This window comes from Mucilaginibacter pocheonensis (assembly GCF_031456535.1).
GTDB classification, from domain to species: Bacteria; Bacteroidota; Bacteroidia; order Sphingobacteriales; family Sphingobacteriaceae; genus Mucilaginibacter; species Mucilaginibacter pocheonensis.
The window spans coordinates 1057760-1078270 of sequence record NZ_JAVDUU010000002.1; the positions used below are offsets into that span (position 1 = coordinate 1057760).

General features: G+C 42.4%; 18 protein-coding genes and 1 riboswitch. Of the genes, 5 read left to right on the top strand and 13 right to left on the bottom strand.

Annotated elements, in window-relative coordinates:
* Positions 1 to 25: 25 nt before the first annotated feature.
* On the bottom strand, positions 26 to 481 hold the full coding sequence (locus tag J2W55_RS11535; RefSeq protein ID WP_310095783.1) for a DUF1348 family protein: 456 nt from the start codon (positions 479 to 481) through the stop codon (positions 26 to 28).
* A gap of 8 nt (positions 482 to 489) precedes the next feature.
* Entirely contained in the window at positions 490 to 1368 is an 879-nt protein-coding gene (locus J2W55_RS11540) for a helix-turn-helix domain-containing protein (RefSeq protein ID WP_310095785.1), read from the bottom strand.
* A gap of 178 nt (positions 1369 to 1546) precedes the next feature.
* On the opposite strand from J2W55_RS11540, the gene J2W55_RS11545 reads away from it, so the two are divergent.
* The gene (locus J2W55_RS11545) at positions 1547 to 2578 is read left to right on the top strand and encodes a hypothetical protein (protein WP_310095787.1); all 1032 of its coding nucleotides are present in this window, start codon (positions 1547 to 1549) and stop codon (positions 2576 to 2578) included.
* A 129-nt stretch (positions 2579 to 2707) separates the two neighbouring features.
* Here J2W55_RS11545 and J2W55_RS11550 read toward each other — a convergent pair whose 3' ends face one another.
* Positions 2708 to 3847 (bottom strand): hypothetical protein, encoded by a 1140-nt coding sequence (locus J2W55_RS11550; RefSeq protein ID WP_310095789.1) that lies wholly within the window; start codon positions 3845 to 3847, stop codon positions 2708 to 2710.
* Between the two features lie 210 nt (positions 3848 to 4057).
* Positions 4058 to 4124, top strand: a riboswitch (Fluoride riboswitch).
* Between the two features lie 191 nt (positions 4125 to 4315).
* On the opposite strand from J2W55_RS11550, the gene J2W55_RS11555 reads away from it, so the two are divergent.
* On the top strand, positions 4316 to 5716 hold the full coding sequence (locus J2W55_RS11555) for a voltage-gated chloride channel family protein (RefSeq protein WP_310095791.1): 1401 nt from the start codon (positions 4316 to 4318) through the stop codon (positions 5714 to 5716).
* A gap of 55 nt (positions 5717 to 5771) precedes the next feature.
* Here the strand turns inward: J2W55_RS11555 and J2W55_RS11560 are convergent, their stop codons facing one another.
* Both J2W55_RS11560 and J2W55_RS11565 read right to left on the bottom strand, forming a co-directional pair.
* The gene (locus tag J2W55_RS11560; protein ID WP_310095793.1) at positions 5772 to 6773 is read right to left on the bottom strand and encodes a 4-hydroxyproline epimerase; all 1002 of its coding nucleotides are present in this window, start codon (positions 6771 to 6773) and stop codon (positions 5772 to 5774) included.
* Positions 6774 to 7058: 285 nt separating this feature from the next.
* Positions 7059 to 7943: an AraC family transcriptional regulator gene (locus J2W55_RS11565; protein WP_310095795.1), complete on the bottom strand. Its 885-nt coding sequence runs from the start codon at positions 7941 to 7943 to the stop codon at positions 7059 to 7061.
* A gap of 296 nt (positions 7944 to 8239) precedes the next feature.
* On the opposite strand from J2W55_RS11565, the gene J2W55_RS11570 reads away from it, so the two are divergent.
* The gene (locus J2W55_RS11570; RefSeq protein ID WP_310095797.1) at positions 8240 to 8788 is read left to right on the top strand and encodes a hypothetical protein; all 549 of its coding nucleotides are present in this window, start codon (positions 8240 to 8242) and stop codon (positions 8786 to 8788) included.
* A gap of 106 nt (positions 8789 to 8894) precedes the next feature.
* Here the strand turns inward: J2W55_RS11570 and J2W55_RS11575 are convergent, their stop codons facing one another.
* The 8 genes from J2W55_RS11575 to J2W55_RS11610 all read right to left on the bottom strand — a co-directional run bounded on the left by J2W55_RS11575 (position 8895) and on the right by J2W55_RS11610 (position 18678).
* On the bottom strand, positions 8895 to 10601 hold the full coding sequence (locus J2W55_RS11575; protein WP_310095799.1) for a sodium:solute symporter family transporter: 1707 nt from the start codon (positions 10599 to 10601) through the stop codon (positions 8895 to 8897).
* An 87-nt stretch (positions 10602 to 10688) separates the two neighbouring features.
* A complete protein-coding gene (araA, locus tag J2W55_RS11580) occupies positions 10689 to 12179 on the bottom strand; it encodes an L-arabinose isomerase (RefSeq protein ID WP_310095801.1) in 1491 nt (496 codons plus the stop codon).
* Positions 12180 to 12243: 64 nt separating this feature from the next.
* A complete protein-coding gene (locus J2W55_RS11585; protein ID WP_310095802.1) occupies positions 12244 to 13611 on the bottom strand; it encodes a glycoside hydrolase family 27 protein in 1368 nt (455 codons plus the stop codon).
* Between the two features lie 17 nt (positions 13612 to 13628).
* Positions 13629 to 14327 carry an L-ribulose-5-phosphate 4-epimerase gene (locus tag J2W55_RS11590; protein WP_310095803.1) on the bottom strand — a complete coding sequence of 233 codons (699 nt, stop codon included), beginning with the start codon at positions 14325 to 14327 and terminating at the stop codon, positions 13629 to 13631.
* A 4-nt stretch (positions 14328 to 14331) separates the two neighbouring features.
* Entirely contained in the window at positions 14332 to 16029 is a 1698-nt protein-coding gene (locus J2W55_RS11595; protein ID WP_310095805.1) for a ribulokinase, read from the bottom strand.
* Between the two features lie 107 nt (positions 16030 to 16136).
* A complete protein-coding gene (locus J2W55_RS11600; protein ID WP_310095807.1) occupies positions 16137 to 16838 on the bottom strand; it encodes an NUDIX hydrolase in 702 nt (233 codons plus the stop codon).
* A 234-nt stretch (positions 16839 to 17072) separates the two neighbouring features.
* On the bottom strand, positions 17073 to 17417 hold the full coding sequence (locus J2W55_RS11605; RefSeq protein ID WP_310095808.1) for a TfoX/Sxy family protein: 345 nt from the start codon (positions 17415 to 17417) through the stop codon (positions 17073 to 17075).
* A 31-nt stretch (positions 17418 to 17448) separates the two neighbouring features.
* Complete coding sequence (locus J2W55_RS11610; protein WP_310095810.1) at positions 17449 to 18678, bottom strand: RNA polymerase sigma factor; 1230 nt, start codon at positions 18676 to 18678, stop codon at positions 17449 to 17451.
* Between the two features lie 396 nt (positions 18679 to 19074).
* On the opposite strand from J2W55_RS11610, the gene J2W55_RS11615 reads away from it, so the two are divergent.
* Positions 19075 to 19521, top strand: a complete 447-nt coding sequence (locus J2W55_RS11615) for a nuclear transport factor 2 family protein (protein ID WP_310095812.1) — start codon at positions 19075 to 19077, stop codon at positions 19519 to 19521.
* Positions 19522 to 19595: 74 nt separating this feature from the next.
* Positions 19596 to 20498 carry a helix-turn-helix domain-containing protein gene (locus tag J2W55_RS11620; RefSeq protein WP_310095814.1) on the top strand — a complete coding sequence of 301 codons (903 nt, stop codon included), beginning with the start codon at positions 19596 to 19598 and terminating at the stop codon, positions 20496 to 20498.
* Positions 20499 to 20511: the final 13 nt, after the last annotated feature.

Below are 20511 nucleotides of genomic sequence, written 5' to 3' on the forward strand. Positions count from 1 at the left end.
GGACGATCATATCGTTTGCTACAGCTTAGCCGATTTCCAGATCATTAAAACTCAGGTAATTCATTTCAATAAAACCGGTGTCATTAAACTGAAAAACCTGTACGCCATAAGTTTTAAAAGATTGCCCTTCCTGATCACTCCATTCCAATTCAGACCTTACAGCCATACGGCCTTTAAGCGCGCCCCAAAGATCAAGTTTCAGTTTATAATTGCCCTTTGTCTGCCACTCCTGTCTCAAAAAATCCCTTATTTCCTGGCGTCCTTTTAAAAAAGCCACGCCAAACCTAACTTCAGCATCTTGGGTATAGTTAGCAATTACCCTTTCCGGGTCTGATGTATTGAAATCATCTTCTAACATTTGCAGCCTTTTTGCTGCGGTTTCCATATCCCATGGAGGTGTTGGTAATGTTTTTTCTGTTTTCATAAGACAAAGGTCATTATCACCGGCTTGATCAGACATGGATAAATCGTGCTTTGTCATGGACATATTTATTGAGCGTTTGCTTTATCAAATCCTACGGTATCTCTGAAATGTTGTGGGGATATTTTTATCTTGCTTTTAAAATAACGGCTGAAATAGAATTCATCGTTGAATCCAAGTTCATAAGCGATAAGTTTGACAGATTTTGAAGTTAGATATAATTCCCGCTTTGCTTCCAATATTATCCGGTCTGCTATCAATTGTGATAATGTTTTACTGATGTGGTTTTTGATGGTTTTGTTTAATGCTGCAGTTGAAATGTTAAGTAGTTCTGCATATTCGCCGGGACGATGAAACTTATGAAAGTTTTGCTCAATCGTTTCTTTCAAATCGTTCAGGATAAGTGGCTCCTTATCCGCCGGAAATTTTTGCGTTCCCTTTTTCTCAACTTTTAACCTCGAAGCATTAATTAGCAATATTTTTAAATACGATAATAATATCTCAAATTCAGCACTGCCTGGTCTTTTTATCTCCGTTACCATGCCCAGGATTATTTGTAATAAGGACTGTGTTTCAACGGAGGTTAAGGTAAATAATGGGGGCTCGTATATGTTGTTAAATAAAATGCCATTACAGGAAACCTCATTCCTGTGCTTATGCAGACAAAAAAAATCCGGATGAAAATTGACCATATAGCCAGTGCAATCTTCACTGCATTTTATTTTGAAAGGTTGATAAGGAGAAACCGATATTAGCGTGTTTCCGGCGAACTTAAACGGCGATACATCTGCCATAAGTTCTCCTTTACCTTCCTGTATCAGAATTACTGAAAAATAATTAAAACTACCCATATCGCTGAAATAGCTGTCGCTGTAGAATTTGCTTATTTTAAATGACAGAAAATTACTTTGCGGGTTGGTTAGTTCCCAGGTCTCATTATCGCTCATATCCACTGATGATTTGTCCGATCCGTTCTTGCTGTTCAAATATATTCCACCCTGGGTTAATTATGCCCGTATTTAACACTTTTCACATTTAAATATACAATCATACCCGCATTGTTTTTTTAAGCCTGACTTTGTTTGAACTTGCATATAGTTACAGAAACCAGTTAAACAAACCATTATGAAAACTTTAATCACTACAGCACTCAGGCTGGCAGTATTTATAGCCATTGCCTTTAGTTTTTCCTGCAAGAAACTTGAGGACTCGCCACAACCCAGGCGCTCAGAAAGTTTGGTAAGTACTAATGGTACTTTGTATTCGCCTCAAACTATTTTTACAGCAAGCCAACATACATTTACAGACATACATATCTGTTACGATGATAAGGTATTCCTGCTGGAGAACGGTAAGCTGAAACGATTAACAGGTAACGAATTGGTAGATGTTACCTTACCCGCTTCGGTTTACACTAACTTTCATCCAACGTATCTTGCTATATCAAAAGACTTTACTTTTTATCTGCGAGCCACCACTGGTATTAAAGTAATAAAGGGCGGCCAGGTAATCAAAGAATACAAGGTAGGTGAACCGCCCTTACAGGATTTTACCACAGAAACCTTTAGCGAACGAAACATCGCCGTAGATGAAACCGATCAGTCGTTAATTGTTGGCGTGCCAAGACTATTTAATTTCGGTTTGGTGTCAACACTAAAAATTACCAAAAGTGGCCAGGCCAGTTTGCTTTCGCAGGACGATGGCGAAACCGCCGGCGGTTTTTTTACCGCTTTTGACGTCGGTGGTACGCCGGGACAACTTTGGTTAACCGGCTTATCCTCTTTTAATGATAATTATTATTCCAAGCTTTACGTTTATACACTTACTAATCCGCCATTTAACTACACTTTGCAGCATACATACGGTGTCGATTTATCAAATCACTTACCTTTTCCGCGTGAGGGACAGATAAACACTGTGGGTTTTGGTGTAATGGCAGGCATTAAAATATCAAAGGATGCTAAAACAATATATTTGAAAACCGGCGAATATAGCCCGAATCCTCAAACGACAGCTGATACAGGGGACGTTTTTCGGATACGCGACAACACGGTTACCCTTATAGCCGAAAACGTTGAAAATAAAAGAATGGCGATTTCTAAGGATGGTAAAACACTATACTTTGCCGGGAAGGGCTTGTACAAAATTAATTTTTGATCATAATTCAACTTGTCCTTTGCAGGATACTGGCGTATAGCGCAGTACTCTGCTATTTGTATAGTTGACGGATAAAATCCGCTAATAATCATTACATGAAGAGATAAAGTAATGACGCATATTGGTAATTTAGGAGCTGTGCCTGTAAGGCAACGAAAAATGTGTATTTGCCTTCAGGTAAATTACATCGTTTTTAAAGTCCAGGATGGTGTTGAATCGCTTCAGCAGGTCATTGCCTAAAAAATTAATATCAAATCCGCTGGGGTTTCGCCCTCCCAATATAGAACCCGGAACGTTACGAAGGGAAAGGCCGCTTATTGTAAAGGTTGGAACGCTGACGATCTTTGTTTCATACTTTGCCCCCCTGGGGTCTTTAAAGGTTAGTGTTTTGATCAAAGACAACTTTTCCACGAGCTTTTGGTTTGCGGCCCAGGCACTGTCCAGAATCATGGCCTGGTCTGCGCCTGTATCAAGAATAAAATCTCCGCTGCTGTTTTTGCCATTAAGACCAACAACGCCAGAAATGCTTACAAATGACCTGATGAAATTCAGTTTAGATTTCATATAGCCCCGGGGAACCTTAGGGAATTTACCCGAATGTACAATAAGCAGGTTTCGATCATAGTTGATCTCTACCTGCTGCCCTTCAAACAGGTTCCAGCCGAAGCGCCCGTCCATTTCATGCGCGGTAAAACTAGTGGTTACCACTTCCGGATTAACCCATTTCAGACCAGCTATGCGGATGCTTGTAACTTTTTTATTTGCAGCGTTAAGCTTTGTTGCAACTGCATCCCGGGTTAACCTGAAATCAAAGGAGCTGACATCGAAATGCATGGTTAACGTGTCTTTTTCGTTGATGATGGCTTTAACGCCAATGGCGTTATATGTTGTCAGTGTAAACGGAATGGTGTCATGACGTTTCACCATACTTTGCTCAATTTTTTCAGGTGTAATGGTACTTTGAATCCGCGTATAGCAGGAGTCCTTCCCGTTTAAAAGAATTACAAAATCATAACGGCTGCCAGGCTTAACTTTTACCCGGATAGAATCAAGATCGGTATAAAATACGACCCACTTTGTTTTGCGCGTACGATCGGCAGTATAGACATCGGGTCTGGCACCAGGAGTAAGCGTCCAGACATTACGGTCGAGAAAGGCCCCATCTTTGATAGTTACACTTTTAGAATTGGCCCTGATGACCGGAAAAGCCTGTTGAGCTTTGATGATCTTAACCGATGCGAGCGAGAGAAAAAGCAAAAGGTATTTCATGATTGTTGTTGATCTTATTCAAACTTACTGTTTTACCTTCAAAACATTGCTTAGGCACATAAGTACAAAACATTAATATTTTCGAAGAATAGGGTATATACAAGCTTATGATTGTTATTGATAAGCATAACAATAACTAACTTAGCTTTTGAATAAACCTGTGACCTGGTGTACCGGTAGCAGATTAAATTTTAAATTATATATTTGTAAGTAAGCAACGGAAATGGAGTCTTCCGTTTAAAATAACCGCCCTCGTGCTGATGACCCCTGCAAATTGAACCGGACAGGCATTTGTACCTGGCTTTAAATTATTTTGTAGGTGAATAAAGAATTAAGAAGATATCATAAGTCCCAATTTTACGAGATAACCGTATCCATACCAGCTCTGAAATGTTTTTTTGTCGTGAAATTAAACCTGTGGGCAATAACGTCCTTTGCACCAATCTGTCACTTATTGTAAAATAACAAATGATAACTAACGACAAAATATCATTAAAAGAGCATTACGGGATAATTAAACATTTAATTAGATGGACGGTGCTGATACTGCCGATTGCAATTGTCATCGGGAGTGTTGTTGCTTTTTTTCTGTGGCTGCTTGAGGCCGCTATTCATTTCCGGTTTCATCACTATTGGCTGCTGTTTTTACTGCCTGTTGCCGGCGTTGGTATTCATTTTATTTATCAGTTTGTTGGTAAATCGTCTGAAAAAGGGAATAATTTGATTATTGAGCAAATTCACGAGGCCGGCGGCGGCATCCCCAAAAGAATGGCGCCCATTATTTTATTTACCACCGTGATCACCCATTTGTTTGGTGGCTCAGCCGGTCGCGAGGGAACTGCCGTGCAGATCGGAGGAAGCATTGCTTCGATGTTTGGCGGATGGTTCAAATTAAAAGGCGTTGATATGAGGATGATTCTTATTGCTGGTGTTGCCGCTGGTTTTGGCGCTGTTTTCGGCACCCCACTTGCCGGAACTATTTTTGCAATGGAGGTACTAACCATAGGACGGATACAATATGATGCCTTACTACCCGCGCTTATAGCTGCCACAATAGGGGATGCCACGGTGGCCGCCTGGAACGTTCATCATGTGCATTATCATATTGACCATTTTGTTTCCGCACCTTTTTTATTGTCTGGCTTTTTTCATATCGATATTTTGCTGTTGGGTAAAGTAATTATTGCCTCAGCAGTTTTTGGACTGGTCAGTTTTCTTTTTGCCGGTATGGTGCATGAAATTAAGACCATATGCCTGAAGCTGTTTAAGTTTAAATGGATGATACCCGTTTTTGGCGGACTGATAATTATTGGTTTGACGCTGCTTTTAGGTAAACCAGACTATTTAAGCCTTGGAATTGACGCGGAACATGTTGGAGCTGTAACCATTCCGTCGGCATTTTATAACGGAGGTGCTGACACATGGAGTTGGTTGTGGAAAACCATTTATACTACAATAACACTGGGTACCGGATTTAAAGGCGGAGAGGTTACGCCATTGTTTTATATTGGAGCAACTTTGGGTAACACTTTGTCGGGCCTGCTCAACGCCCCGGTTGGTCTTTTCGCGGCTTTAGGCTTTATAGCGGTATTTGCAGGCGCAACCAATACACCCATAGCCTGCACTTTTATGGGTGTTGAATTGTTTGGTGGCGAACATGCCCTTTTATTTGCGGTAGCGTGCTTTACCGCTTATTTCTTTAGCGGTCACTCCGGTATTTATGGCGCACAAAAAATCGGTACTCCAAAAGTATTTGCCGAATATTTTTCTGACGAAACGTCTTTATCAGATGCCATGAAACGCAGGGGGTACATGTATCAGAAATTAAGAAAATACAGAATACAATTTAAAAAGAAGGAAGAGGAATAACAGGCCGGCCACTGCGTAATCATCAAATGGTGTCTGCCTGCATTCCGCTATCGGCCTATATCACCTGGAAACCATGCGCGTATGGGTCATCATCATCTATTTTAATGGTATTGTAGCCATATATCCTGGCCCAGCCTTCAATGCTTGGTATAATAGCCGGGTGCCCTCCTACGGTTGTAACGTCTTCCACAACACCGGTGAATTTGCTGCCGATGATGCTTTCATGGATAAATTTATCGCCCTTTTTTAGTTTGCCTTTAGCAAACCATTGCGCCATCCGTGCCGATGTGCCGGTGCCGCATGGCGATCGGTCTATCGCTTTATCACCATAAAAAACAGCGTTGCGCGCGGTAGAGGTAGTATCAAGAGGCTTGCCCGCCCATAACACATGGGTACAGGTATTAATGGTAGGGTTTTGAGGGTGCACAAATGTGTATTTTTCATTAATGCGTTTCCTTATCTCGCGGCTCCAGGCAATTAGCTGGTCGGCTGCATAATCTTCCAATCCAGCAAAATTTTCCTGCGGATCAATGATAGCATAGTAATTGCCACCGTAACTTACATCAAAAGTAAGCTTCCCGAGCCCGGGGCATTCCACTTCCAGGTCGGTTGCTGCCAGGTAAGCTGGCACATTGGTTAGTTTTACTGAGGTTACCTTGCTTCCTTCCTGCTGGTACGCTATCAGCACTAAGCCTGCCGGAGCTTCCATGCGAATTATTCCATCGATTTTTGGCTTAATAAGACCTTCTTCAATAGCTATTGTAATAGTGCCAATGGTTCCGTGACCGCACATGGGTAAACAGCCACTGGTTTCAATAAACAGCACTGCAACATCGTTCGCAGGTTCATGCGGCGGATACAGTATACTACCCGACATCATATCATGGCCCCTGGGCTCAAACATAAGCCCACGGCGTATCCAATCAAATTCCTGTAAAAAATGCTGGCGTTTTTCACTCATGTTGGCTCCATTAAGTACGGGGCCGCCGCCAGCTACCAAACGCACCGGGTTACCACAGGTATGCGCGTCAACGCAAAAAAAAGTTTTTACTGCCATGTTATATTTTCGTCCTTTGCGGTTTTATCATTTTAAAAACGTTTAATGTACGGGTGTTTTTACCAACCATTCCCCTTATGCTGGTAGCCCGGTTTATCCCCGACTGTCAACACGCACTTGCTTTCTATTTAGGTAATTTTTAACCCGGGTACCTTAAACAGGCACTGCGCCCGACTCAAAATTACCGCTGATGTTTAAAACATATGTGCTGTAAATTATCCATTAATGGCCATATATTAATCAATTTTAACAATAATAGCATTGATTTAAGCTAATATTTATTTGTTAATTCACCACCAGGCTTTCGGCATAACGTGCGAGGTATTGCCTTGGAGAACTGCCGACAGTATTTTTAAATGTGCGGTTAAAATTGGTAATGCTGTTAAAGCCGCAAGCATAAGCTACGGATGCTATACTTTCGATGTTACCTAACGATAATATTTTGCAAACCTCATTAATGCGCAGCTGGTTCAAAAAATTCACAAATGTATTACCTGTATGTTTCTTAAAGTAACGGCAAAAAGCCTGGGGTGTCATATATACTTCGGCGGCAATATTTTCAAGTTTTATTTCTGATGAGTAATGCTGCATTACATAATTGTAAATATGCCCAATGCGGATTCCCTCGCTCTCGCTCATTTTATCTAAAGCCACATCAGTTAGGGGCGTTAACTCATTTCTTATACCATATAACAATTGAAGCAGTTGAATAAACTCAATGAGACGGCCAGCGTTCATGGTGTCCCTTATAGCAAGTATTTTAGGTAATATCAGATCTTTATAGATGGATGGAATTTTAAAACCACTGGTATGTTGCTTTAAAAAATATTGCAGTAACTGCATTTCATGCAGTTCAAATAACGATGAAAGTTTGGCGCAGGGATCAAAGAATATGGTTAGCGAGCATGACCGCAGTTTGTTATCAGGTGCAAAAAATATTGGATCGCTCTTGAAAATATGCGGCTGATTGGCGCCAATAAAGAAAATATCTCCTGCTTTAAAGGGGTGCATATCTGTTCCTGCCACCAGGGTTCCTTCGCCTTCAGTTATATAAGTAAGCTGTGCTTCATTGTGCCGGTGTAAATACGGGTAAAAGTAGGGCAGGTCATCTTCCTGAATAATTACTGAATGACCATGTGCAACGGGTAACGTAAATTGAAGTACTTTCATGACACATTAAATATACTCAATGGTAACGTTATGCCCCAAAAATTCGTTCGCGGGTGGCTGCTAAAAGTATGCAGACAGGCAAAAAACTCATTATAATAAAAACCAGAGCAGGGGCGTTTTGTTTCTAAGCTATCATTGTTACCTGCTGGTCAGGCAACTTTAAGGTGTCTTCCGGCCTTTTCAACTCAAATATTAACAGTAATTATATCCTAATTATGGAACAGGGGCATTATTATAAATCTAAAGCTGGCTGTTAACAACTTGCCGGATTTGTATTAACATCAAACATTATTTTTATGGAACCAGACAAAATTTGTACAGGCAATACCGAAGATGAAGTTTGGCAACAATTGGCCGCCGATATTAACGCAGATATCTGGGAGTACCAGGCTTTGATAAAGCAGGGTGCCAGGGAAATCAAGCTCGATATTGATATTGACCTCGGCGGTGGTTTCGAGGGAGGATATGCCACTACCTGTTTTAGCTCACCCTTAACTGATCCCAATTTTAGATTTGCAGCTCACGAACAGGACTTTATTGATGAAATTGGCAAGTTTTTCGGCATGCAGGACGTAAAAATTGGCTTTAAGCAGCTTGACGATCGTTTGATCATTAAAACAAACGATACGGACAAAGTTAAAGCCTTGTTTGCCGATCCGTCAGTAATAGAAGTTTTTACTGTCCTCACAGATTTTGATTTCGGTATCAGGCTGCATAATGTTGAAGGGAGCGACCAGAAACAAGCGTTTTTAGAACTTAACATCAAAGACGGTATCACAGATGTTGAAATATTGCGCGAGTTGTACCACGCTTTTTGCGTAGTGCTTGATAAGCTTGAGCAGTAATAGCTAACCGCGGTGCGCCGATTTTATATATTAAAAAGCGGCAAAGCCTGATACATACATATCAGGCTTTGCCGCTTTAACAAAACTTAATTTAATGATAACTATATTACCAAAACCTTACATAAAGCGCTGTAAGCAATAACAATGTTACTATAATGAGCGCCATTGTTGAAGGCTCAATTTTGAACATGGATTTATCAAGTTCAAAAGCTTTAGGATTGATCTTCGGTCCGGCAAAGCTTACTAAAACTATCGCGATAACAGTGAACAGGAATGACAAGCCCATACAGATAAGGAAGGGGATTTCATAGCCGCCATGACCGTTTGGAAAGGCAGTATAAAGCCAGGTTTCGTGTCCGAACAATCTCGGGGCGTAGTTATTAAACAATACCGACATGGCAAAGCCGGTAATGATACCCGTAATTGCCGCGGCACCCGTTGTGCGTTTCCAGAAAAATCCCAGTATGAATATGGCAAATATACCCGGACTTATAAAACCGGTATATTTTTGAATAAATGTAAAGCCGCCTTCTCCTCCAATGCCTAAAAGGTCATGCCATGTTAACAGGATTGATAGTACCATTGCAGCTGCAATCACCATCTTGCCCATCAATACCATGCCTTTTTCATCAGCTTCTTTTTTAATGTATTTTTTGTAGATATCCATCGTAAATATGGTGGATATACTGTTTGCCTTGCCTGCTAATGAGGCTACAATAGCCGCGGTTAATGCCGCTATGGAAAGACCTTTTAAACCGTTTGGCAAAAATCCAAGTACGGCCGAATAGGCATTATCTGCATTTAAATGGCCGCCAGCGTTCATTTCGTTCTGCAAACCGCCATTCTTATATAAAACGTATGCCGCTATGCCGGGTAATATTACAATTACAGGCATGGCCAGTTTCATTAAACCCGCGAACAGGATACCGGTGCGTGCGGTTTTTAGATCAGAGCCTAAAGCCCTTTGGGTGATGTATTGGTTACAGCCCCAGTAATTTAAATTTACTATCCATTGCCCGGCAAAATACATGGCAATACCCGGCAGCAGCAAATATTTATCAATATCAGACTGTGAGGCATTTGGCCCTGGTTTGGCTAATATCATTTTAAAATGCTCAGGCGAGTCTTTTAACATGGCGGTAAAACCGGCCAAAGCATCTTTACCCAGGCCAAAATGCTCGCTAACCAGCGTTAATGCAATGTAAGTTGTTGCCAAACCGCCAATTACCAGCACTAAAACCTGTATAACATCTGTAAACCCGATAACTTTCATTCCGCCAAGTGCAATAACCAGCGCGAAAACAGAAAGTCCGATAATTATCCAGTGGAAGGTGTTTGGGTCGCCACCGGCCAGGCTGTTTATGGCCAATGCTCCCAGGTAAAGTATGGAGGTTAGGTTTACAAATACATATAAAAACAACCAGAAAATAGCCATGATCAAACTAACAGTTTGATTATACCTGGTTTCCAGGAACTGGGGCATGGTAAATATCTTGTTTTTGAGATATACCGGGATAAACCACACCGCTACAATAATAAGTGCAATGGCGGCTATCCATTCATACGCGGCTACAGCGATACCTACGGTAAACCCCTGGCCGCTTGCGCCTATAAACTGCTCGGCCGAAATATTGGAAGCGATAAGCGATGCACCTATGGCCCACCAGGTAAGTGATCCTTCGGCAAGGAAGAAATCATGACTGCCTGATACTCCTGTCTTTTTTTTGCGGTTGTATACCCAATACCCGTACCCTGCCACTACAAAAAAGTAGATGACGAATATGATGTAGTCAATGGTGGAAAATTTGCTCATAATTTGGTTTTAATTAGTTTAAGCGGATTAAATGAATTTACCCGGCGGTTTAATTCCCATCGCACCGCCGGATAAATTCAAAAGGGTTTATCTGTAAGCAGCATCGTTCCAGCGTATCTCATTGCGGAACTGGTCTATCTTCGTGTCTTTTCCAATACGTAAAAATTCAATACCGGCCATGTCAGCAAAGTCCTGCAGATGTTCTGCTGTAAGGTTTTGGCTGTAAGCGGTATGATGCGCGCCACCCCCATAAATCCACGCGGCGCAGCCGGTTTTCATATCAGGATAAGGCTTCCACAATACCCGTGCTACAGGCAGCTTAGGCAGGTCGTTTTGTGGTTCAACGGCTTCCACCTCATTAATGAGCATGCGGAAACGGTTGCCCATATCAACAATTGTAGCATTAAGCGCCTGGCCACCAGCTACGTTGAAAACTAAACGTGCAGGATCTGCCTTACCGCCGATACCCAAAGGATGCACTTCCAATGATGCCTTGCCGTTTGCTAATGAGGCATCCACCTCCAGCATGTGCGAGCCCAATACAAGCGCATTGTTAGGGTCAAAGTGATAGGTATAGTCTTCCATAAAAGCGTTGCCGCCTTTTAAGCCCGCACCCATTACTTTAAAGGCGCGTACCAAAGCAGCTGTTTTCCAGTCGCCTTCGCCGGCAAAGCCATAACCATCGGCCATCAGGCGCTGTGAGGCAATACCGGGTAACTGAGCCATACCGTGCAGGTCTTCAAATGTATCTGAAAAACCTTTAAAGCCGCCATCTTTTAAAAATTTGCGCATGCCCAATTCAATTTTGGCAGCTTCATAAACTGATGAATGCTTTGAACCACCTTTTTTCAGTTCGTCGGCCATGGTGTAGGTAGCTTCATATTCATCTACCAGGGTGTTAACTTCCGCGTCACTTATTGCATTGATCACAGCAACAAGATCGCCTATGCCATAAGTATTTACCGAGAATCCAAATTTTAATTCAGCCTCTACTTTGTCGCCATCAGTAACGGCCACAAAACGCATATTGTCGCCAAAGCGGGCAAACTTAGCACCTTGCCAGTCGTACCATCCGGCTGCTGCACGTGTCCATGTTTCTATCTGGCCTGATACTTCAGGGTCCTGCCAGTGCCCAACCACTACTTTGCGGTTAATGCGCATACGCGATACCATAAAGCCAAATTCACGGTCGCCGTGAGCGCTTTGGTTAAGGTTCATAAAGTCCATATCAATGGAACTCCAGGGGATATCCCGGTTAAATTGGGTATGCAGGTGCAGCATAGGCTTTTTAAGCACGCTTAATCCGCGGATCCACATTTTGGCGGGAGAAAAAGTATGCATCCAGGTTATAATGCCAATGCAATTTTCGGCAACGTTAGCTGCTTGCAGGGTAGTATAAATTTCGTCGGTACTTTTAACAACGGGTTTGTAAACTATACGTACCGGAATTGTTCCTGAATTATCCAATCCGGCGGCTATTTGCTGTGAATGTTCAGCTACCAATTTTAATGTTTCTTCCCCGTACAGGTCCTGGCTTCCGGTGATGAACCATACTTCAAATGTTTTTAGATCGATCATTTTATAATTAGTGATTTATTGAATTAGCGAATGAGTGATTTTTTATATCGGTTAATGTTTTTAATTATTGAGGTGACAGCCTCAGCAAAGTTGCTCCGTGCTGATTAATATTTTGCTGGTAGCTTTTCTTGAACTGACCAACATCCTGTTTTTTCCAAAGATCGCGCACCTTTACTTTGCCCTTTAGTTTAAGGGATGCAAAATCAATAGCTACAGGTTTATTACTATCTCCAATATTGAACAAGGCTGCGTAAATATCCTTACTTCCCTTTACGTGCGAATACCAAACCATAGCGCCATCTTTTTTATATAGCTGGCGTGGATCTTCGCCATTTTGGTTTGCAGCAAGCACTTCTTCATTTGTAAACAGCTTTAATTCCAGTTCGCGGTTTTCGGGCAGGTTGCCACCCAGCATCAGCGGAGAGCGGTATATACACCAGAAGGTCATGTGGGTATAAAGCTCATCAGGGGTAAAGCGGCTGTAACGCTCAACGCCAACCGGGCCGCGTTTTGAAAGCTTACCTATCTGGATCATGTCGCAATCAGGCCAGTGACCGGGACCGCCCACGCCTTCCCAGCTTTTAGCATAATCAAACATGTGCAGTATCTCTTTCCAATTATCCCAAAAATCATCGGCCATGCGCCACATGTTAGCATATTTTGTGGCATGAGCAGCCTGGTTAAGCGGTGTTTCGCCAGGCGAAAGACTTAAAACCACAGGCCTGCCGCACTGTTCAATGGCTTTTTTATAACCTTCAACCTCGGCGGCGCTATAGGGACGCGACAGGTCATCAACCTTAATAAAATCAACATCCCATGAGGCATACAACTCCAACAATGAATTCAGGTATTCCTGAGCGCCTGGCTTTTTCATATCGAGCCCGTACATGTGGTTCATCCAGGGGCATGTTGAGTTGGTATCAGCAACCATATCGGCTGTTATGCCATTGGTCCCTTTTACGGGCGATTTGGCCCACACTGCCTGCCTGGGTATGCCACGCATTACATGTATGCCAAATTTTAATCCCTGTGCGTGAACATAATCGGCAAGTGGTTTAAAGCCATTACCGTTAAATGCCGAAGGAAATTTATTAGGCTGCGGTGTTAACCTGCCCCATTTATCCATAGTTAGCCAGGGGATATAAGAGCCATCATATAATCTTTTTTGGAACGGATTGCCAATATTACTGCCCGGTGGATTATCATATGACCATAAAAAATCAACCACGATGTATTGCCATCCGTAAGGTTTTAAATATTTGGCCATATAATCGGCATTGGCCTTAACCTCATCTTCATGCACTGCCGAACCAAAGCAGTTATAGCTGTTCCAGCCCATAGGAGGGGTTTGGGCTACAGGAGCGGTTTGCGCTGAGACTTTGACACTTAAAAAAAAGCATACAGCAAATAGGGCCAGATAACGTAATTTCATATTACTTATAATTAAGATTATTGACCGTAATAAGAATCGGGTCCATGTTTGCGTTCGTAATGTTTTTTAATAAGAGAAGCCTTCAGGCGCGGCGCATTATTATTGATCTGTTCAGTAAGATAGGCCATTTGGGCAACAGCCTCTAAAACCGCGCTGTTGTACACTGCCTTCTCAGCGGTTTTGCCCCAGGTAAATGGAGCGTGGTTACCTACCAAAACCATTTCTACCTCACGATAGTCAATGTTTTTGTCCTTAAAACAGTCCATGATCTGATAGCCGGTCTGGTATTCATAATCACCTTGTATCATCCGGTCGTCCATAGGCGGAGCACATGGAATATCGGCAGTTAAATGATCGGCATGCGTAGTGCCAAAAATAGGAATGCTGCGTTGCGATTGTGCCCAGGCCGTGGCATAAGTGGAGTGTGTATGTACAATGCCATTAATATGTTCCCAACATTTGTACAGCACCGCGTGGGTGAGGGTATCTGATGATGGGCGCAGGTCGCCTTCAATGGTTTTGCCGTCAAAATCTACGATCACCATTTTTTCTGGCGATAGGTCGTCATAAGGCACGCCGCTGGGCTTAATAGCAAAAACACCCAGGTCCCTGTCGGCAGCGCTAACGTTTCCAAAGGTAAACAGCACCAAGCCCAGTTTGGGCAGCTGCATGTTGGCCTCATAGGCAGTTTGTTTTATATGTTGATATTTGCTCATGGCATTAAATATTTTGAAGTTCTGCTGTCTTTGACACTTGTCCGGCTACAAATTCGCCCAGGTTTTTATATTGGTTGTAGCGTTTGCTATAAATATCTTTAAGGTCAGCATTGGGATGATACTGTTCATCAAAACCGCGGCCCATGGCTTGCATTGCTTCCTCAATTGTAGGATAAATACCGGCCACTACAGCGGCAAACATTGCCGCGCCAAGTGCGCAGGTATGCTTAAACTGATGGATGCGGATAGGCATGTCCAGTACATCGGCCATCATTTGCATTACAAACGGCGATTTTTTGGCCACGCCGCCAATGCCGATGATCCCTTTTACCGGTATGCCTTCACTTATAAAGCGTTCAACAATACTTTTAGCGCCGAAACAGGTGGCCTCGGCCAAAGCGCGGAAAACCCGTGGGGCATCGCTGCCCAGGCTAAGACCTGTGATAGCACCTTTTAACTCCTGGTTTGCATCGGGTGTACGGCGACCATTAAACCAGTCGACAGCCAGTTCATTAGGCCCATCAACAGGAAGCAATGCCGCCTGCCGGCTTAGTTCCGGAATGATAAGTTCAGACAACTCGGCTTTCAACGCAGCTGCTGTAGCTGCATCAATCACTTTTGATTGCGACAATAAGTTATTTACAGGCCATGAAATAATATTTTTAAACCAGGCATAGGTATCGCCAAAGGCCGATTGCCCGGCCTCTAAACCGGTCATGCCTGGTATAACAGAGCCGTTAACCTGCCCGCAAATGCCATGAACAAGTTTGTCTTGCATTTCGGCGGCAGGGGCAACCAATATATCACAGGTAGAAGTACCCATTACCTTACTTAAATGATAAGGCTCTATTTGGCCGCCAACTGCACCCATGTGCGCGTCAAAGGCACCTGTGCCAACTACAACATCTGTAGAAAGCCCCAGGCGTTGCGCCCATTCTGCACTTATGGTGCCCGCGGCTACATCGGCGGTATAGGTATCTTTAAAAAGTTTATGCGTAAAACCCTTTAGTACAGGGTCAAGAGATGAAAAGAAATCATCAGGCGGCAAACCGCCAAATTCTTCGGCCCAAAGGGCCTTGTGCCCTGCGGAGCAGCGTCCGCGTTTCATCGTGGTAACATCGTTACCACCGGTAAGTAAAAATGGCACCCAGTCGCAATGCTCAACCCATGATGCAGCAGCGTCTCTTACTTTTTCATCAATCCTTAAAACATGCAGCAGTTTTGCCCAAAACCATTCAGACGAGTATATGCCACCCACATATTGCAGGTAATTGGTATCAAACAAAGCGGCGTGTGCGTTAATCTCGGCTGCTTCTTTAACGGCGGTATGATCTTTCCATAACACAAACATGGCGTTTGGATTATTTTCAAATCCGGGCGTTAAGGCAAGCGGCGTTCCACTACGGTCAACAGCAACCGGGGTAGACCCAGTTGTATCAATTGATATTCCTTTAACTGCTGCTGCCGCTGCAGTACCAGCCTGGGCAATGCAATCTTTAATTGTTGCCTCAAGGCCGTCAATATAATCTTGCGGATGCTGCCTGAACTGGTTTACAGCCGGCTGGCAAAATAGGCCATCGCGCCAGCGCGGATATTCATATACCGACGATGCTATCTCCTCGCCGTTTAAGGCATTAACAATAACGGAGCGCACAGAATCAGATCCATAATCAACCCCAATAACAAATTGGCTCTTGCTCATAAAATTTATAATTGTTGTCAAAAGAACACTTATTTTTTTACAAAAAATAATTTTTTCGTAAAAAAGTGAAAATTAAAAAAATCAAAGAAATCTTAGGTAGAGTTATGCTATAAAGAATCGGGATTAGGGATGAAGTTCATAAACGCCTGAAATTTAGCATAATAATTTTGCATATTCAACTGATAATAGTAGGCACCGCGTTTTGAACCGGCTTTATCTTTATCGGCAAGTTTGATAAGCAAACCTGTGGCCAACACCCTTTTACTAAAGTTACGCTTATCAATAGTAGTGTTAAAAACACATTCATAAAGCGTTTGCAGCTGGGGTATTGTGAATTTGGTAGGCAAAAGCTCAAAAAGGATAGGGTGCATGGCTGCCTTATAACGGATGCGTTTACGGGCCTGTTCCACCATTTCCTGGTGATCAAATATCAATTTTGGGGTGCGTTTAAGCTGGAACCATTCAGCGTGATAATCAGCACTGATCTGAGTTTCATACTTTTGTATATCAATAAGGGCGAAATAGGACACAGAAACGGTGCGCTCCATGGGGTCGCGCTGCGGATCGCCAAATGTATTCAATTGTTCCAGATAAACCCCTTCAAGTCCCGTTAGCTGCTTAAGGATACGGTTGGCGGCCTGGTCAAGGCTTTCATCTGCCTGCACAAAACCACCCATCAGGCTCCAGTTCCCCTTTTCGGGTTGAAAGCCTCTTTTGATCAGTAATAGCTTTAAAACCTCACCGTCAAATCCAAAAACTATGCAATCAACAGCCAATAATAACCTGGTCTGTTTAGAATACTTGAGCATTTTGTGATCTTAAAATTTTAATGGAAAAATAATACTGGTTAACAATCGGGGTAATTATAAATAAAAGAAACCGCAAAAAAAATACATAAATGTGGTTAAGGGGCTAATTGCGAATAATTATTGTTTAAACGACAAATAAAAGCAATCTTTTTTAAGTGTTGTTTTCACAATTAAAAAAAAGATCGCAGGATTTAAACCTTTGTCAAAAGACACTTAGGTTAGTAATATATTTTTTTAATTTCTTTTCTTTTTTGATGGCTTTGCTTCTTTATTAAACTGCAGTGAAAGATTTATCCAATGGTCAAAGTCCTTAGCGGTTTGCAGGTTCTCGCTGTCTACATAAACAAAATCTTTCATCACCCGGTTTCCATGCATCATCTGGCGACAGTTATCCTTTTCAAGTTCTGTTGCAGCCTGTTGCCGGCCAATCCTGCAAAGCAAACCCTCATCGCGCACGCAAACACACATCTTATCATCAACCATAAAACATATCCCCTGAAACATTTTTACTTCGTCAACCACCGGTTGTTCGCTAAGGGCTTCGCGTACGCGGTTGGTTAATAATTCGTCGTATGCCATAATTTTTTATTGATATGCTAAGATATAAAGCCTATGCCAAATTTTCCAGGTCTTTACGTATCCGGTTTTTTTCGGTAGTTGTTTTGGCGAGTTTTAAAGCGGTTTTTAAATGCACCGCGGCTGTTTGTTGGTCAATACCTGTATATAGATGCCCCAACAAAACATGATATAAATGATTGTTATTTAGCTGCAGCTTTTCGGCTTCGCCAATTGCTTCCTGTTTTCCGCGGGCCTTATAAAGTGCATAAGTACGGTTAAGGGCCACAACAGGCGAATAAGCGATTTGCAGCAAACGGTTATATAGCTGCAATATGCTTTCCCATTTTTCAACAGAATCGGCTTTAATGGTATGCCACCAGGCAATGGCTGCCTCCACGTGATACTTGCTTAGTTGATCGCCTTCCGATGACAGGTTCAGATAGTATTTTCCTTTTCCAATCAGTTCATCGTTCCATAAACTGGTATCCTGCTCGTCATAGCGTATCATTTCGCCGTTCACATCGGTACGGGCCTCAAAACGCGAGGCGTGAAAGCACATCAATGCCATTAACGCGTTGGTATCGGGCAAATTGGTGCTTTCGTTTTCAATGAGTAAATGTGTTAAGCGCATAGCTTCCAGGCACAGGTCTTTCCGCAGGGTGGAGTCTTTGCTGCTTGAATAATAACCTTCATTAAACAACAGGTACAGGGTTGTTAAAACTGCTTGTGCTCTCGCGCTGATCTGGGCCGCTGGCGGAAATTCTATCTTAACCTGCTGCTCGCGTAATTTTTCTTTTGCCCTGAATAAACGTTTATTGATGGTTTCTTTATTGGATAAAAAGGCATCGGCAATTTCTTCTATTCCAAATCCGCAAAGGATACGAAGAGCTAAACCAATCTGCGACTCCGGAGGCAATACGGGCTGACAAATAGCAAACATAAGCTGTAACTGACTGTCCCTGATATGCTCGTCTGATAAATTTATTTCAATCTCTTCCCATTCGTTATAAGCCGATTGCAGGTCGGGTGAAATTTTCTGATCAAAGACCTTTCCCCTTCTTAAATGGTCCTTTGCCTTATTACGCGCCACGGTATACAGCCAGGCCACCGGGTTTTCGGGCAAACCCTTAATGCCCCAGGTTTCGGCCGCGGTTAAAAAAGTATCGCTGGCAATATCCTCAGCAATTTCCGGGTGCTCAAAACCAAAATGCTTATACAATACCGATGCTATTTTTCGATATTCTGTGCGGAATAAATGCGGTAGTAATTCATTATTATTCATTGGTGAATGTGCCCCTTTGTTTATTTGAGGGTGATAAATGAATGGATCTGTAATAATTTAGTTAACGGGCGCAAATGCAAAGCCAAGATACGTCTTTTTAAAATTTTGTCAATTTTATTAACCCGGCTGCTATGTGTTGTGATCATACCCGGCAAAGGGATATTATGCATGCGATGTTTTAATCAGTCATCTGAAATGAAAATGAGGTTTTATGGCAGAGTAATACTTATATTTGCTTACACAAATAGCTTTTGTTATCTGACCTCTCGCAGAACTATCCCTTGATCAACTGTTGCAAACCAGGGATCTAAAGTTAATGACCGCCTGTTTTATTAAATTCTTAATTAAATTAGGTCAGTTTGTGAAACAAATTCAACTTTTTAACATCTAAACGGCATGGAAGGCAATAAAATAATAGAAGCAATTACCAATTTGTTCAAAGGCACTGATGAACGCGATTGGGAATTGGTAAAAAGCGTAATGGCAAAAAATGTTTTGCTTGACTATACCTCGATGGCGGGAGGTGAACCCGGAATACTAACGCCTGCTGAAATAGTTGATCTTTGGGCTTCTTTTTTACCCGGGTTTGATACTACTCATCACCAGCTTTCGGAGTTTAGGGTAAGGCTTCACGGGATCGAAGCCGATGTGGATTACGTGGGCAAGGCCGATCATTTTATAGGCAACGAAGTATGGACTATTTCCGGAACCTATCAAACCAAACTTGAAAAACAAAACGGCACCTGGTTAATTACTTATCTTAAATTGAATTATGACAGGCAAAGCGGTAATACCTCTTTACCAAAGCAGGCAAAAGCCCGGCTGGGCAAACTGCAATCATAATGTAAGTATTGTGGTGATAGCTGCTTATCGCAGTCGGCATTTTACACAGTTATTTGAATTTTATAACTTTGATCATGCATCCTACCGAAACACTTGAAGATTTTTATGAAGGCCACCCTGCCATGAAGATGATGCCTGTGGGCAGTAATCAGCAAGGGGCCGGGCATTTTAACGTATATCCGCGGGGTGAGATATGCCATAATCTGACCAGCTATCACCGCCGCGATTTTTACAAAATATCGCTCAGCATAGGCGGCGGTACACTATATTATGCCGATAAGGGTATTACTTTTGATAAATGCGCGCTCGTGTTTTCAAACCCCAATGTACCATACTCATGGGAGGCGGCCCCGGTAAAGCAAACAGGATATTTTTGCCTGTTTACCGAAGACTTTATCAGTAAAAATAACCGCAATGAAAGTTTTATTGATTCGCCATTGTTTAAAGTAGGAGGTAGCCCCGTTTACTTTGTTAACGATGAGCAGGTTAAAACCATCAGCGGTTTGTTTTGTAAAATGCTTGATGAAATAGACTCTGATTACATATATAAATATGACCTCATGCGCAATTATGTAAATTTAATTGTGCACGAGGCCCTCAAATTAGAACCGGCCGACAGCTTTTTTAAACATAGCAATGCTTCATCGCGCATCGCTGCTTTATTTATGGAGCTGCTGGAGCGTCAATTTCCTATTGATTCGCCAAATTATGCGCTGAAATTAAAAACCGCAGCCGACTACGCCAGTCGCTTATCAGTGCATGTTAATCACCTTAACCGCGCCGTAAAAGAAATTACCGGCAAAACCACCAGTACGCACATTGCAGAGCGTGTGGCAAAAGAAGCAAAGGCCCTGCTCAAATACACCGACTGGAACATTGCCGATATTGCCTACAGTCTTGGTTTTGAATACCCGGCTTATTTTAACAACTTTTTTAAAAAGCAAACTGCACTCAATCCAAAAGCCTTCCGGGTTTAAATTTGTTTGAATT